The sequence below is a fragment of the Vreelandella piezotolerans genome, from assembly GCF_012427705.1.
Taxonomy (GTDB): domain Bacteria; phylum Pseudomonadota; class Gammaproteobacteria; order Pseudomonadales; family Halomonadaceae; genus Vreelandella; species Vreelandella piezotolerans.
The window spans coordinates 3,114,251-3,129,083 of the sequence record NZ_CP048602.1; the positions used below are offsets into that span (position 1 = coordinate 3,114,251).

The 14,833-nt window shown below is 61.7% G+C and carries 10 protein-coding genes; 6 read left to right on the plus strand and 4 right to left on the minus strand.

Annotation, left to right across the window (positions count from 1 at the left end; genetic code table 11):
- Nucleotides 1–19: 19 nt before the first annotated feature.
- Nucleotides 20–3,946, minus strand: coding sequence for a phosphoribosylformylglycinamidine synthase (gene purL / locus GYM47_RS14290; RefSeq protein ID WP_153842499.1), 3,927 nt, complete (start codon nucleotides 3,944–3,946; stop codon nucleotides 20–22).
- Nucleotides 3,947–4,111: 165 nt separating this feature from the next.
- Here purL and mltF point away from each other — a divergent pair, with 165 nt between their 5' ends.
- The gene (gene mltF, locus GYM47_RS14295) at nucleotides 4,112–5,578 is read left to right on the plus strand and encodes a membrane-bound lytic murein transglycosylase MltF (protein ID WP_153842498.1); all 1,467 of its coding nucleotides are present in this window, start codon (nucleotides 4,112–4,114) and stop codon (nucleotides 5,576–5,578) included.
- Nucleotides 5,579–5,583: 5 nt separating this feature from the next.
- Here mltF and tadA read toward each other — a convergent pair whose 3' ends face one another.
- Nucleotides 5,584–6,036: a tRNA adenosine(34) deaminase TadA gene (tadA, locus tag GYM47_RS14300; RefSeq protein WP_269202165.1), complete on the minus strand. Its 453-nt coding sequence runs from the start codon at nucleotides 6,034–6,036 to the stop codon at nucleotides 5,584–5,586.
- A gap of 110 nt (nucleotides 6,037–6,146) precedes the next feature.
- Here tadA and GYM47_RS14305 point away from each other — a divergent pair, with 110 nt between their 5' ends.
- Nucleotides 6,147–6,968, plus strand: a complete 822-nt coding sequence (locus tag GYM47_RS14305) for an acyl-CoA thioesterase (protein WP_153842496.1) — start codon at nucleotides 6,147–6,149, stop codon at nucleotides 6,966–6,968.
- A gap of 220 nt (nucleotides 6,969–7,188) precedes the next feature.
- On the opposite strand, the gene GYM47_RS14310 is transcribed toward GYM47_RS14305, so the two are convergent.
- Nucleotides 7,189–8,460 carry a malic enzyme-like NAD(P)-binding protein gene (locus GYM47_RS14310; protein ID WP_139526346.1) on the minus strand — a complete coding sequence of 424 codons (1,272 nt, stop codon included), beginning with the start codon at nucleotides 8,458–8,460 and terminating at the stop codon, nucleotides 7,189–7,191.
- A gap of 485 nt (nucleotides 8,461–8,945) precedes the next feature.
- Nucleotides 8,946–9,161: a 50S ribosomal protein L31 gene (gene rpmE, locus GYM47_RS14315; RefSeq protein WP_139526345.1), complete on the minus strand. Its 216-nt coding sequence runs from the start codon at nucleotides 9,159–9,161 to the stop codon at nucleotides 8,946–8,948.
- Between the two features lie 19 nt (nucleotides 9,162–9,180).
- On the opposite strand from rpmE, the gene GYM47_RS14320 reads away from it, so the two are divergent.
- From GYM47_RS14320 to hslV, 4 genes are all read left to right on the plus strand, one after another.
- Nucleotides 9,181–11,562, plus strand: coding sequence for a primosomal protein N' (locus tag GYM47_RS14320; RefSeq protein ID WP_153842495.1), 2,382 nt, complete (start codon nucleotides 9,181–9,183; stop codon nucleotides 11,560–11,562).
- 107 nt (nucleotides 11,563–11,669) lie between these two features.
- Complete coding sequence (argS, locus tag GYM47_RS14325) at nucleotides 11,670–13,355, plus strand: arginine--tRNA ligase (RefSeq protein ID WP_153842494.1); 1,686 nt, start codon at nucleotides 11,670–11,672, stop codon at nucleotides 13,353–13,355.
- A gap of 3 nt (nucleotides 13,356–13,358) precedes the next feature.
- A complete protein-coding gene (locus GYM47_RS14330; RefSeq protein WP_139526342.1) occupies nucleotides 13,359–14,123 on the plus strand; it encodes an SPOR domain-containing protein in 765 nt (254 codons plus the stop codon).
- Nucleotides 14,124–14,290: 167 nt separating this feature from the next.
- The gene (gene hslV / locus GYM47_RS14335; RefSeq protein WP_139526341.1) at nucleotides 14,291–14,824 is read left to right on the plus strand and encodes an ATP-dependent protease subunit HslV; all 534 of its coding nucleotides are present in this window, start codon (nucleotides 14,291–14,293) and stop codon (nucleotides 14,822–14,824) included.
- The last annotated feature ends 9 nt before the right edge of the window (nucleotides 14,825–14,833 follow it).

Here is a 14,833-nt window from a genome sequence, read left to right on the forward strand (position 1 = left end):
TCGGGTTGGTCACATGACGTTAGCCTAGCCATACCCGCGCGTTGCGGAACAGGCGCAGCCACGCACCATCGTCGGTCCACTCCGCCGGACGCCAGGAGTTGGTGACCGCACGAGTCACTCGCTCGGGGTGCGGCATCATGATGGTCACACGGCCATCTGGGGTGGTCAGGCCCGTGATACCCGACGGCGAGCCGTTGGGGTTGGCCGGGTAGCGCGTAGTGACTTGGCCGTAGTTATCGATATAGCGCAGGGCAATTTGGCTGCTCGACTGCATGCTGCGCAGGTGCGCCGTATCGCGGAACTCGGCGCGGCCTTCTCCGTGTGCCACGGCAATCGGCAGCTTGGAGCCTTCCATGCCCGCCAGCAAAATCGAGGGGCTCTTTTCTACCCGTACCATCGATACGCGCGCCTCGAACTGCTCAGACTCGTTACGCACGAAATCGGGCCAGCTTTCAGCCCCAGGAATCAGCGTCTTGAGCTGCGAGAGCATCTGGCAGCCGTTGCACACGCCCAGTGAGAAACTGTCGTCCCGAGTGAAGAAGGCCTCGAACTGCTCGCGGGCGCGCTCGTTGAAGAGCACCGATTTCGCCCAGCCACCGCCTGCGCCGAGTACATCGCCGTAGGAGAAACCGCCACAGGCCACTAAGCCTTTAAACTCCTCCAGCGAGACACGACCTGCGAGGATGTCGCTCATGTGCACATCCACCGCGTCAAAACCCGCTTTGTGGAAGGCCCAGGCCATCTCGACCTGACCGTTGACGCCCTGCTCGCGAAGCACGGCCACGGCGGGCTTGGTGGTGTTGATATAGGGCGCGCTGATATCGTCGTTGATATCGAAGGTCGGTTCGGCGCTAAGCCCTGGATCGCGCGCGTCGAGCAGGTTATCGAACTCGTTTTTCGCGCACTCGGGGTTATCCCGCAGCGCCTGCATGCGGTAGCTGGTCTCGGACCAGGTGCGCTGGGTCAGCTGGCGGGTGGTTTCCAACAGCGGCTCTTCGAACAGCGTCACGCGCACTTGGTCGTCGTAGCGCGGGCGGGCAATCACCCCGCAGGTTTCGATACCGGCCATGGCGAACTGGGTCAATACCTCTTCGGTGTGCTGACGATTGACCTGAATCACCGCGCCCAGCTCTTCGGAGAACAGCGCGTTGAAGGCTTCCACCGGCTCGTCGATCAGCCAGTCGAGCTTGATCTCGAGCCCGGCGTGCGCGGCAAAGGCCATCTCCAGCAGCGTCACCAGAAGGCCACCGTCGCTGCGGTCGTGATAAGCCAGCAGCTTGCCGTCGCGGTTCAGGCCCTGGATCACTTCGAAAAATGCTTTCAGATCTTCCGGGTCGTCCACATCGGGGCACTCGTCGCCCACCTGGCCGTAAACCTGCGCCAGCGCCGAGCCGCCCAGGCGGTTCTGGCCGTTGCCCAGGTCGATCAGAATCAGATCGGACTCGTCCTGCTCCAGGTTGATCTGCGGCGTCAGCGTCGCTAGCGCATCGGTGACCGGCGCAAACCCCGTGACCACCAGTGACAGCGGCGAAGTGATGCTCTTCTCTTCGGCATCGCCGCCCTCTTGCCACGCGGTGCGCATGGACATGGAGTCCTTGCCCACCGGCACGGCGATCCCGAGCGCGGGGCACAGCTCCATGCCAACGGCATGAACCGCGTCGTACAGCGCCTGGTTTTCACCGGGGTGATCGGCGGCACTCATCCAGTTGGCGGAAAGCTTGATATCCGAGAGTTTGGCAATTGGCGCAGCGGCGAGGTTAGTTATCGCTTCGGCCACTGCCAAACGGGCACTGGCGGCAGGATCGATCAGCGCCACCGGCGGGCGCTCGCCCATGGCCATGGCTTCACCGGCGTGGGTATCGAAGCTCGCGGTGGTCACCGCCACATCGGCCACCGGCACCTGCCAGGGGCCGACCATCTGATCGCGGGCGACTTGACCAGTGATGGAACGGTCGCCGATGGTGATCAGGAAGCTTTTCGAGGCCACCGTAGGCAGGCGTAGTACCCGGTCCATCGCTTCGCGCAGGTCCAGGTTATCCAGCATCACGCCCGACAGCTCCGGCGTTTGGCGCTCGAACGAACGGGTCATTTTTGGCGGCTTGCCAAACAGCACGCTCATGGGCAGATCGACGGGTTTGGTCTCGAAGTGGCCGTCACGCACTTCCAGATGGTGCTCCGCCTGGGCTTCACCCACCACCGCGTAGGGGCAACGCTCGCGCTTGCACAGCGCGTCGAAGGTATCGAGATCCTCTGGAGCAACCGCCAGCACGTAGCGCTCCTGGGCTTCGTTGCACCAGATCTCTAGCGGGCTCATACCCGGCTCGGCGTTGGGCACTGCGCGCAGGTCGAACAATCCACCACGGTTGCCGTCCTTGACCAGCTCCGGCAGGGCATTGGACAGCCCGCCCGCGCCCACGTCATGAATAAAGCGAATGGGGTTTTTCTCGCCCAGCGCCCAGCAGCGGTCGATGACCTCTTGGGCACGACGCTCGATTTCCGGGTTTTCCCGCTGCACAGAGGCAAAGTCCAGATCCGCGCTGGACTCACCGGACGCCATACTGGACGCCGCACCGCCGCCCAGACCGATCAACATCGCCGGGCCGCCCATCACGATCAGCTTGCCGCCCACCGGAATCTCGCCCTTCTGGACGTGCTGGGCACGAATGTTGCCGTAGCCACCGGCAATCATGATCGGCTTGTGGTAACCGCGACGCTCGATGCCTTCGGCACTCAGGGCATCCTGTTCATAGGTACGGAAGTAGCCGGTCAAATTGGGCCGGCCGAACTCGTTATTGAAGGCCGCACCGCCAATCGGGCCGTCCAGCATGATAGTGAGCGCCGACTGCATACGCTCGGGTTTGCCGTAATCGAAGGCCTCCCAGGGTTGCACGAACTCGGGGATACGCAGGTTGGAGACGGTAAAGCCCGCCAGGCCTGCTTTTGGCTTACCGCCGATACCGGTCGCGCCTTCATCACGAATCTCACCGCCAGAGCCGGTGGCCGCACCGGGGAAGGGGGCAATGGCCGTGGGGTGGTTATGGGTCTCCACCTTCATGAGAATGTGGATGGGCTCTTGGTGGGCGTCGTAGCGCGCGCGCTCTCCCTCGGCCCCAGTAAGCGGCGTGGGGAAAAAGCGCCCGCCGTGGCTGCCTTTGATCACCGCCGCGTTATCGCTGTAGGCGGAAAGCACATTGTCCGGCGACGTGGCGAACGTGTTTTTGATCATCTTGAACAACGAATGGCTCTGAGCTTCTCCGTCGATGATCCAATCCGCGTTGAAGATCTTGTGACGGCAGTGCTCCGAGTTCGCCTGGGCGAACATCATCAGTTCTACGTCGCTGGGGTTGCGGCCAAGCTCGATGAAGGCGGCTACCAGATAATCGACCTCATCGTCTGCCAACGCCAGTCCCAGCTCACGGTTGGCGACCACCAGTGCCTCGCGGCCACCTTCCAAAATGTCGACGCCGCCCAGCGGCGCTGGCGCGTGATGAGCGAACAGCTTGCTGGCATCGGCCGCGTCGGCCAGCACGTTTTCGGTCATCCGATCATGCAACAGTGCGCTGATCGTTTCGAGCTGTTCGGCACTGGGGGTGCCGCGCAGGCCTACGCGGTAATCGATGCCCCGCTCGATGCGGCTGATCTGGTTGAGCCCGCAGTTATGGGCGATGTCGGTTGCTTTAGAGGACCACGGTGACTGGGTACCCAGACGCGGCACGACCAAAAAACGCTGTGCGTCATCGGGGGTTGCTTGGCGCTCGCGACTGCCGTACGCCAGCAGTTCCGCCAACCGCTCCTGAGCAGCCTGATCGAGCTCGTCGTGGTGGTCGATGAAGTGGACGTAGTGGGCAGACAGTGCCTCCACCTCTGGAACACGGTCACGCAACACCGTTAACAGCCGTTCATGGCGGAAGGCGGAAAGGGCGGGTGCGCCTCGCAGTTCGAGCATATCTGGGAGCCTCTAAAGCAGGAAGAGTTCGAGCAGGAAATCACCGGGCCGCTGTGCGGCAATCCCGCTATGATACTGGAAAGCGGCGTTCACACGAAATCAACAAGGTGACAGCGTCTAACAGGCTGGGTATCGTGGCAGACTGTTCCATGTTGACAAGCCCTCATGCCGACATCGATTACCCAACACTTTCTTGCCTATTACCGGGCGTATTTCGCGATGATCGCGACATTTTTACTCTTTTTGATGCCGCGCAGTGCGTCCCTGACGAGCGGTGAACATCTCGCGCAGATCCAAGCCAAAGAGTTCATCACGATCCACACTCGCAACACCCCCACCACCTATTATGAAGGCCGACAGGGCCCTACCGGTTTCGAGTACGAGCTGATGCACCGTTTTGCGGACTACCTGGGGGTCAGTCTCAACCTGAACGCGAGCCACCATCCGGAGAGCGTGCTACCCGCCGTGCGCGAACAGGGCGACCTGGGCGCCGCCGCCCTGCCCTTGCTGGCGGACTCCCCAGGCATCCACTACACCCGCTCGATCATTCACATGCAGCCCTTGGTGGTGTACCGACGCGGGCTCAACGGTATCGACGAACCCGCCGACCTCGTTGGCTTGGAGCTGGGCACGCTGAGTGAAGCGGGCACCAGCCAAGCGCTACGCTCGCTGCAGCGCGACTACCCCAACCTGAGCTGGAAGGAGTCCCACGAGCTCGAAGTGGCCGAACTACTGGCCCGCGTCGAGCGCGGCACCCTGGATGCCGCGATCATTTTCGATCACCAGTTTCGTTTGAACCGATTGTTTTTCCCTAACGTCGAGCGTGGTTTCTTTTTAGGCGAGCCGCTCTCGTTGGCGTGGGCCGTACCCAGCGGCCGGGGGCTAGGGCTGCTCGACGCCGCCAACCAGTTCCTGCAAGAGCTGCAGGAAAACGGCACGCTCGACGGGCTCGTGAGCCGCTATTTTGGTCACGATGACTACCTCGAATACGTCGGCACACGGACGTTTCTTGCCCATCTCGATGAACGCTTACCGAGCTACACCGAGCTCTTCAAACAGGCTGCCCGGGACACGGGGTTCGATTGGAAACTGCTGGCTGCCGTGGGTTACCAAGAGTCTCACTGGGACCCAACCGCCGTCTCCCCCACCGGAGTGCGTGGCCTCATGATGCTGACCAATCCCACCGCCAGCGAGATGGGCGTGGCCGACCGTACCGATGCTGCACAAAGCATCGACGGCGGCGCGCGCTACCTGCGCAGCATCAAAGATCGTCTGCCCGACAGCATTACGGGAGACGATCGACTCTATATGGCCATGGCGGCGTATAACGTGGGGCTTGGCCACCTTTACGATGCCCGTAAGATTGCCGAGATGCGTGGCGGCGATCCCGATCGCTGGCAGGACGTTCGCGCAGCGCTGCCGCTGCTGCAAGAGCGAGAGTGGCATAGCCAAACCCGCCACGGCTATGCGCGGGGCGGCGAGCCGGTGATCTACGTGCGCAACATCCGTCGCTACTACGAGATGATCGAGTACGTGGAGCGCAGCCGACAGCAATTCTTTCAGCTAGAGCAGGCCCCTGCTAGCGAAGAGCCGCTGCTGCTGTTCGATATCGTGCCACCCATCGAGCCGTAGCCCGGCTAGCGCTTCTCGGTGAAGAACTGCTTGAGCAGCCGCTTGGCGGGCGCGGCCAACACGCCGCCCGTCACCGCGATACGATGATTGAACCAGGGCTGCGCCAGCAGGTTGGCCTTCGACTCCACCATGCCGGTGCGCGGCTCAGGCGCGCCGTATACCAGCCGGGCGATACGCGCATGCACCATGGCGCCTGCACACATCATGCAGGGTTCTAGGGTCACGAACAGCATGCAGCCCTCCAGGCGGTAGTTGCCCAACCGCTGGCCCGCCTCACGCAGCGCGCGCACCTCAGCGTGGCCGCTAGGGTCGCAGCTCGCCAGCGGTGCATTATGGCCAGCGCCAATGATCTCCCCATGGGCATCCACCACCACCGCGCCCACCGGTACTTCCCCGGCGGCAAATGCCAGGTGCGCTTGGTCCATGGCGCGGTGCATGTAAAATTCATCGCTGCGTATCAAGGCAAACTCCGCTAAGGTAGCAAAACGATCGTTTTAATAGCGTGATGGCCGCACTGGGTGCGCTTCAATCATCGGTGGGATCACAGACAGCAGCAAGGATACAGAGAATGAACGATGCGCTGAAGTCACTGGTTGACTTGTTAGAGCTTGAAACCCTAGAGGAGACGCTATTTCGCGGCCAGAGCCAGGATCTGGGCTTTCCTCAACTGTATGGGGGCCAAGTATTGGGCCAAGCGCTCGCCGCAGCGGCGCGCACGGTGCCGGACGAGCGCCGCCCACACTCCCAGCATGGCTATTTTTTGCGGCCCGGCGACCCCCACCGCCCGGTGGTGTATCAGGTCGATACCATCCGCGACGGCGGCAGCTTTACCACCCGTCGTGTGACGGCCATTCAAAAAGGTCGACCGATCTTCTTCTGCAGCGCTTCTTTCCAGAGTGCTGAAGAGAGCCTCCACCATCAGCGAGCCATGCCCCAGGTGCCTACACCGGAAGCACTCATCGAGAGTGGCGATGCCAAGCACGCGCGCTTCCCCGGCCACCCGATCGAATTTTTACACTTGAAGGACAATCCAGACAGCGCTTCACCGGCGGGCCAATGTCTGTGGTTCCGTTTTGCTGGCGGGTCGCTGCCGGACGACCCGGCGCTGCATCGTCATCTGCTCTCGTATGCCTCGGATTTCAATCTGCTCACCACCGGCCTGATTCCTCACGGCATCAAGTACACCGACCCGAAACTGCGCATCACCAGTCTCGACCATGCCCTGTGGCTGCATGAAGATACGCGGCTGGACGAGTGGCTGCTTTACGCCATCGACTCCCCCTGGACAGGCGGCGCGCGGGGCTTGGCCCGCGGTCATATCTATCGCCGCGATGGGCGTTTGGTGGCATCGACGGCGCAAGAGGGGCTGGTACGCTATCCAACTTCGTGAACCACTGTCCCAAAAACGGCAACGCCCGCGATGAGCGGGCGTTGTAAAATACCGGTCAGCACAACCCTAGACGGGGGCGCTGTAAACCCATCCTTGGGCGCTACTTTCGCCATCTGACCGCCATGGATGGTGGAAATGCCGAAATTGCAGGGAGCATTTTTCGGCCATGGCGAAAGCCCCCCCCCGTTACGGGCTGTCCTGACCTAAGTGGCCTTGTTGATTATCCACCATACACATCATTAATAGTTTTCAGCGGGTAGTGAGCCGGATACGGCTTGCGGGCCACGCCGGAGTCGACCGCTGCTTGGGCCACTGCTGATGACACACGGGCCAGCAGGCGGATATCCACCGGCGTGGGGATGATGTAATCGCGGCCAAAGCTCATCTCGGTACGCTCGTAGGCATTGAGCACTTCCTGGGGAACAGGCTCGCGCGCCAAATCTTTCAGCGCATGAACGGCGGCCAGTTTCATGGCTTCGTTGATACGCGTGGCGCGAACATCCAGCGCACCGCGGAAGATGAACGGGAAGCCCAGCACGTTGTTCACCTGATTCGGGAAGTCCGAGCGGCCGGTGGCCATGATTACGTCCGGGCGCGCTTCGCGGGCTACGTCCGGGTGAATTTCCGGGTCCGGGTTCGTACAAGCGAAGATCACCGGGTCAGCGGCCATCTTTTTCACCTGCTCCGCCGAGAGCAGGCCCGGGCCAGAGAGGCCGATGAACACGTCCGCACCGTCGATGGCATCGTCCAGCGTACGCATGTCGGTATCGCGGGCAAACTCGGCTTTGTACTCGTTGATCCCATCGCGATCAGTGTGAATCACACCGCGACGGTCCAGCATGACCAGATTCTCTTTCTTGGCGCCGCAAGAGACTAGCAGGCGCATACAGGCAATCGCCGCCGCTCCCGCCCCCATGCAGACGATCTTCACGTCTTCGATGCGCTTGCCCGCGATATCCAGCGCGTTGAGCATACCTGCAGCGGTGACAATGGCCGTGCCGTGCTGGTCATCGTGAAAGACAGGAATGTTGCAACGCTCGATCAGGGCTTTTTCGATCTCGAAGCACTCGGGCGCTTTGATGTCTTCCAGGTTGATGCCACCCCAGGTATCGGCAATGCGCGCCACGGTGTCGATGAACGCCTGCGGGCTTTCAGCATCCACTTCGACATCCACCGAGTTGATGCCCGCAAAGCACTTGAACAGGACGCCTTTGCCCTCCATGACCGGCTTGCTGGCCAGCGGCCCCAGGTTGCCCAAGCCAAGAATCGCGCTACCGTCCGAAATGACCGCAACCAAGTTGCCCTTGCCGGTATAGCGGTACGCATTTTCCGCTTCGCGGGCGATTTCGCGAACCGGCTCGGCAACGCCTGGGCTATACGCCAGGGCCAAGTCCCGCGCTGTCGCAGTGGGCTTGGTCAGCTCCACGGAGAGCTTACCGGGAATCGGTTTAGCGTGATAATCCAAAGCTGCCTGTTTGTTTGCATCCGTCATGGTCAAGGTCTCATCAGCCTAAAGTAGAAAAGTCGTATCAGAATATAGAAAAAACCTAGGCGTCTCAAGCACGTAGTAAACTTACCTACGAAACGATCGTTTTAGCTACATTCCCAACAACTTCGGAACTTTTAAGCGATATTTGCTGCAACTTATGCTTCTCACTATTAGCCATAAAGGTTTCCTTATTGATGCATCGCAGTAATTTTGGAAATTAATTCCAGCAAACAGCGCAAACCAGTTATCCACACCCGGGCAGCAAGAGCACCCTGTGGAAAAGAGAGACAGAGGGAAGAGCGTGAAAAGGGGCAGACAGCGCGGGGGAGAAGAAGATAGATCGTTTTGAAGGTTTGGCGACGGGGGGTAAACGAAGAACTCGCCGTTGCCATGAAAGCCTAGTTCTCTAGGGGCAAAAAGCCCACGTCATAGCGTGGGCTTTTGCACAGGGCACGCGAAGTGCCTGCGATAGACTGAATCCGTTAGGATTAGCCGCGCTTGATAGCAGCGCCAAAACGCTTGTTGAAGCGCTCTACACGGCCACCGGTGGTCGCTTGCTTCTGCTTGCCGGTGTAGAACGGGTGGCAGTTAGAGCACACGTCCAGTGCGAAGTCCTGACCAGAGGTAGAACCGACCTGGAAGCTTGCACCGCAAGAACAGTTGGCGGTGACCGTGTTGTAATTCGGGTGGATACCTTGTTTCATCTTGAGCCTCATGAGCTATATGCCGCCACCTGATCCGTTGCCAGGCACCGCATACGGGTTTGAAAAAACTGCTAACCGGTTAACCGCTCCATCCGATAGATTCAGAGCGGCCGCGCATTCTAGCAAACTAATCGCCGGAGGCCAATTGTCCGACTCTGTTTCTTCAAAGCCCTCTACATGGGGGCAGCCTCAAGGCGCTTTTCAGGTCTTAAAAGTGGCGCTACCCTCGCCGCTGCGCCGCCTGTTCGATTATCTTCCCGCACCGCGTGCGCCCGCCTGCGGCTGGCAGCCAGGGCTACGAGTGCGAGTGCCGTTTGGCCGCCGAGAGGTGGTGGGCGTGGTGGTGTCGCTTGCTACCGGCAGCGAACTTCCCCGCGCGCAGCTACGGGCCATCAGCGAAGCGTTGGATGACGCCCCCCTGCCCAGCGACTGGCAGTGGCTCTGCCACTTCGCGGCGCGTTACTACCAGCACAGCCTCGGCGATACCCTGCAGCACGCCATGCCCGCTAGGCTGCGCCAGGGTCACCCTATGGCGGGTCGCACCCAAACCCTGTGGCTTCCGCTTCCCAACGATGACACGGCCCTGGGACGCGCGCCTAAACAGGCAGCGCTTTATGCGCTTCTTCGCCAGCACCCCCACGGCCTTCCAGGCCGCGCCGTGAGCGCCCACGGTTTCACTCGGGACCAGCTATTAGCGCTGCAAAAGAAGGGCTTTACCGAGCCTCAAGAGATCACTCTGACTGCCGCGCAACCCACCGGCGGAAGCTTGCTCGCCTCCCCGTCGCTGCCGCTCAACCGTGAACAGGCCGCTGCGCTTGCCGTACTGCATGAAAAACTCGACGGCTACCACCCCTGTTTATTGGAAGGCGTGACCGGTAGTGGCAAAACCGAGATTTACCTACAGCTCATCGAAGCGCTCGCCGCCAAAGGCAAACAGTCGCTAGTGCTCGTGCCCGAAATTGGCCTCACGCCGCAAACGCTTGCACGTTTCAAAAACCGCTTTCGCGTGCCGGTGGTGGCACTTCACTCCGGCCTTACCGACCCCGAGCGTCTGGATGTCTGGGAGGCCGCTGCCAACGGCCGCGCACTGGTGATCATCGGCACCCGCTCGGCCATTTTCACCCCGCTGGCGAACCCTGGGGCAATCATCGTCGACGAAGAGCATGATGGCTCGTATAAACAGCATGACGGGCTGCGCTATCACGCACGGGATCTTGCCGTTGCTAGAGCGCACTACCACGGCATTCCGCTGCTGCTGGGCAGCGCGACGCCCTCGTTTGAAAGCCTCCAGCAGGCGCTTACGGGCGCTTACCGCCACCTGCGGCTGACCCAGCGGCCCAGCCGTCACCCGCCCGCTAAGTTAGAGCTGATCGACCTGCGTCATCAGCGCCGTCAGGGCGGGCTGCTGCCCAGCGCCATCAAAGCGATCAAAAGCACGCTTGCGGCGGGCAAACAGGCGCTGGTGTTCATCAACCGGCGTGGCTTCGCGCCGAGCCTGGCTTGTCATAGCTGCGGCTGGATGGCCGAATGCGGCCAGTGCGATGCGCGTATGACACTGCACCGCCAGCCGCCGCTACTGGCCTGCCACCACTGCGACAGCCGCCGAGCGCTGCCCGATGCCTGCCCGGAGTGCGGCAGTGGCGACTTACGCGCCTTGGGTAGCGGTACAGAGCGCACCGAAGAGACCCTTCAAGGGCTATTCCCTGACACGCCCGTCCATCGCATCGACCGCGACAGCACGCGTAAAAAAGAGAGCTTCGAGCAGGTGCTCAAAGAGATTCAGCGCGGCGAGCCCTGCCTGCTGGTGGGCACCCAAATGCTCGCAAAAGGCCATCATCTGCCCCACGTCACGCTAGTGGTCGTCGTCAACTCCGATGGCGGCCTCTATGCGGCTGACTTCCGCGCCCTGGAGCACAGTGCCCAGCTACTGGAGCAAGTGGCGGGTCGTGCTGGCCGCGCGGCCCACCCTGGACGAGTGCTGGTGCAAACCCTACATCCCGACGATCCGTACTTGGGCCAGTTAGCCGAGCACGGCTATGGCGCGCTGGCACGCAACCTGCTGGAGGAGCGACGTATCGCCAAACTGCCGCCGTTTAGCTTCATGGCGCTTCTACGCATCGAGAGCCCCCAAGAGCAGGCAGCACTTGCGCTGGCTCAGCAAGCGGCACAAGCGCTGCGCCAGTGGCTAAACGACGCCAGAGTACCGGTCCGCTGCCTGGGCCCGGTACCCGCCCCCATGGAGCGCCGCCAAAACCGCTATCACCTGCATGTCATGCTGGTAGCAGACAAACGCAGCCACCGTCATGCCGCTGCCAACTGGCTGGTACAGTGGCTCGACGCCCACCGCGAGGCGCGCAAAGTGCGCTGGTCGATCGACATCGACCCACAAACCCTGGCCTAAGGGAATACGGCTTTGAAACTGCGCGCCAATTGCCGATAATGACCGCTTTATCGCTGCATTCTCTTAGCGACTGCACACGCCGCCACCGACGACATCCGGATGTTTACATGAAAGATACGATTATTTCTCTGCTCGAAGGCGCGGTCGACGCGCTCAAGCACCAAGGCGTGCTGCCCAACGATTTAACGCCCACCATCAAAGTGGACCCGACCAAAGACAAGGCCCATGGCGACTACGCCACCAACCTCGCACTGATGCTGGCCAAGCCCTCCGGCATGAAGCCCCGCGACCTGGCGGACACCCTCGTCGCCGCCCTACCCGCCAGCGACGCCATTCAAAAAACCGAGATTGCCGGCCCCGGGTTCATCAACTTCTTTGCCGCCGCCGACGCCGCTGCACAGATCGTTGCGCAGGTGCTGGACAGCGGCGACGCCTTCGGCCGCAGCCTGATCGGCAAGGGCGAAAAAGTGCAGGTGGAGTTCGTTTCCGCTAACCCCACCGGCCCGCTCCACGTGGGCCATGGACGTGGCGCAGCGATTGGCGACTGTCTCTGCCGCCTGCTGGAAGCTACCGGCTATGACGTCACCCGCGAGTTTTACTACAACGACGCGGGCGCGCAGATCAAAAACCTGGCGCTCTCCGTTCAGGCCCGCGCCAAACAGCTTGGCCCCGACGATGCCAGCTGGCCAGAAGATGGCTATCGCGGCGAATACATCATCGACGTCGCCAACGACTACATGGCCGGCAAGACCGTCACCGCCGACGACCGGGAAGTGACCGCCAAAGCCGACGCCGACGATCTGGAGGCCATCCAGGCCTTCGCCGTAGCGTGGCTGCGCCGCGAGCAGGATCTCGACCTCAAAGCCTTTGGCGTCGAATTCGACGTCTACTTCCTGGAGTCCTCGCTGTACGACGACGGCAAGGTCGAGGCCACCGTCGAGAAGCTGGTTGCCAATGGCCACACCTACGAAGAAGACGGCGCCATGTGGCTGCGTACCACTGACTTCGGTGACGACAAAGACCGCGTGATGCGTAAGCGCGAAGGGGGCTACACCTACTTCCTTCCCGACGTGGCGTACCATCTCGACAAGTGGCAGCGCGGCTTCACTACCGTCATCAACGAGCAGGGTGCCGATCACCACTCCACCGTGACGCGGGTGCGGGCGGGCCTACAGGCACTCGAAGTCGGCATCCCCAAGGGTTGGCCCGACTACGTGCTGCATCAAATGGTGATGGTCACCCGCTCAGGGGTCGAGGTGAAGCTCTCGAAGCGGGCGGGCAGCTACGTTACCGTGCGCGACCTGATCGACGAAGTCGGCCGCGATGCCACGCGCTTCTTCCTGGCGGCGCGCCGCGCCGATTCTCAGCTGACCTTTGACATCGACCTCGCCCGCTCGCAGTCGAACGACAACCCGGTCTACTACATTCAGTACGCCCACGCGCGGGTATGCAGCATGCTGCGCAAAGCCGAAGAGGCTGGCCACCCCTTCGATCACGGTATCGCCACGGCCCATTTGGCACTGCTCGACAGCGATCAAGAAAAGGCGGTGCTAAACCGCTTGGCCCGCTATCCCGAGGTGGTAGAGCACGCCGCCAAAAACCGCGAGCCCCAGCAAGTCGCCCAGTACCTTTTGGATTTGGCCGGTGACTACCACACCTGCTACAACGCGGTCAAAGTGATGGTCGACGACGACACCCTGCGCAACACCCGCTTGGCGCTGGGCTTGGCAGTGCGCCAGGTGCTGCGCAACGGTCTCGATCTGATGGGCGTCAGCGCCCCAGAGGAGATGTAAGTCATGGCCAGCCCGCGTAACAAACCCGCTCGCCGCGGAGCCACTACGCAGCGCAAGTCGGCCCGCCGCTCCGGCGGCGGGCTACGACTACCCGGCTGGCTATGGGGGATTGCCGGGGTGGCCGCTGGTTTCTTCCTGGCGCAGCATCAGCACGGCACGGCCCCTTGGCAAGAGCAGCGCGAAGCCCCTCAAGCCACGGTACTGCCTAAACCGGCAGGAAGCGATGAGCGCAGCGCCGCGCGGCAAACGGAAACGCCCGCCGAGCAGGCAATGCCCACCTTCGAATTCTACACGCTGCTGCCCGAGACCGAAGTCATCGCGCCGGGCGGGGCCATTCCCTCCAACGTCACACCGCCCACCGTGGCAGCCAGTGACGAGGACACCGGGAGCGATACGGCCACTACTGACCCATCAGAAAGTACCGCAAGCACCCCAGGAAGCGCGGCGGACGACCCCATTGCCCAGGTCATTGCAGCCAACACGCGTCCAAGTGACCAGGCCTCAGCCGTCCAACAATCACCGGCCAGCGCAACGAACCGCTACATGCTGCAGGCGGCCTCGTTTCGAGAGCTCAGTGATGCCGAACAATTGCGCAGCCGCCTACGCAACCTGAGCTTGCTGGCGCAAATCAGCGAGGTGCAAGCCAACGGCGATACCTGGCACCGGGTTCAGGTCGGCCCTTACGACGACACTCGCGAGCTCAACCGCGCCCAAGACCTGATGAGCACCCAAGGCATCGAGCCGCTGCTGATTCAGCTACAGAACTAAATCCCAAGGCGCTATTCGCCTCTCTCCACGCTTTATTGGGTGGCTTTCGCCTGCGGGCGGTTGATTTTTTATCGGCCGCCCGCATTTTGTTGGGAATCGCTTTTTATGCGGCCGCCAGTGCGGCCGATCAGTCATCGGGAGCGCGCCTCCCCCAAGGAGTTATCTCCATGACCACGATTGTTTCCGTTCGCCGCGGTAATCAAGTTGCCCTGGCAGGCGACGGCCAAGTTTCCCTCGGCAACACCGTCATGAAGGGCAATGCCAGCAAAGTACGCCGCCTATATCGCGGCAAGGTGCTGGCCGGTTTCGCCGGCGGTACCGCCGATGCGTTTACCCTGTTCGAGCGTTTCGAAGCGCAGCTCGAGAAGTACCAGGGCCACTTGACCAAAGCCGCCGTCGAGCTCGCCAAAGATTGGCGCACCGACCGCGCCCTGCGCCGTTTGGAAGCGCTGCTGGCGGTCGCCGACCACAGCGCTTCGCTGATCATTACTGGGAACGGGGACGTGGTCGAGCCCGAGCGTGGCATCATCGCCATTGGCTCCGGCGGCAACTACGCTCAGGCCAGCGCCCGTGCGCTGCTCGAAAACACCGAGCTTTCGGCACGTGAGATTACCGAAAAATCCCTCGCCATCGCGGGTGACATCTGCGTATTCACCAATCACCACGTGACGCTCGAAGAGCTGAATATCAACGACCGTTGAGGCCCCTTT

Coding starts and splice junctions, on each gene's coding strand:
- purL (WP_153842499.1), bottom strand. CDS start 3,946: ATGCTCGAACTGCGAGGCGCACCCGCCCTTTCCGCCTTCCGCCATGAA.
- mltF (WP_153842498.1), top strand. CDS start 4,112: ATGCCGACATCGATTACCCAACACTTTCTTGCCTATTACCGGGCGTAT.
- GYM47_RS14305 (WP_153842496.1), top strand. CDS start 6,147: ATGAACGATGCGCTGAAGTCACTGGTTGACTTGTTAGAGCTTGAAACC.
- GYM47_RS14310 (WP_139526346.1), bottom strand. CDS start 8,460: ATGACGGATGCAAACAAACAGGCAGCTTTGGATTATCACGCTAAACCG.
- rpmE (WP_139526345.1), bottom strand. CDS start 9,161: ATGAAACAAGGTATCCACCCGAATTACAACACGGTCACCGCCAACTGT.
- GYM47_RS14320 (WP_153842495.1), top strand. CDS start 9,181: ATGCCGCCACCTGATCCGTTGCCAGGCACCGCATACGGGTTTGAAAAA.
- argS (WP_153842494.1), top strand. CDS start 11,670: ATGAAAGATACGATTATTTCTCTGCTCGAAGGCGCGGTCGACGCGCTC.
- GYM47_RS14330 (WP_139526342.1), top strand. CDS start 13,359: ATGGCCAGCCCGCGTAACAAACCCGCTCGCCGCGGAGCCACTACGCAG.
- hslV (WP_139526341.1), top strand. CDS start 14,291: ATGACCACGATTGTTTCCGTTCGCCGCGGTAATCAAGTTGCCCTGGCA.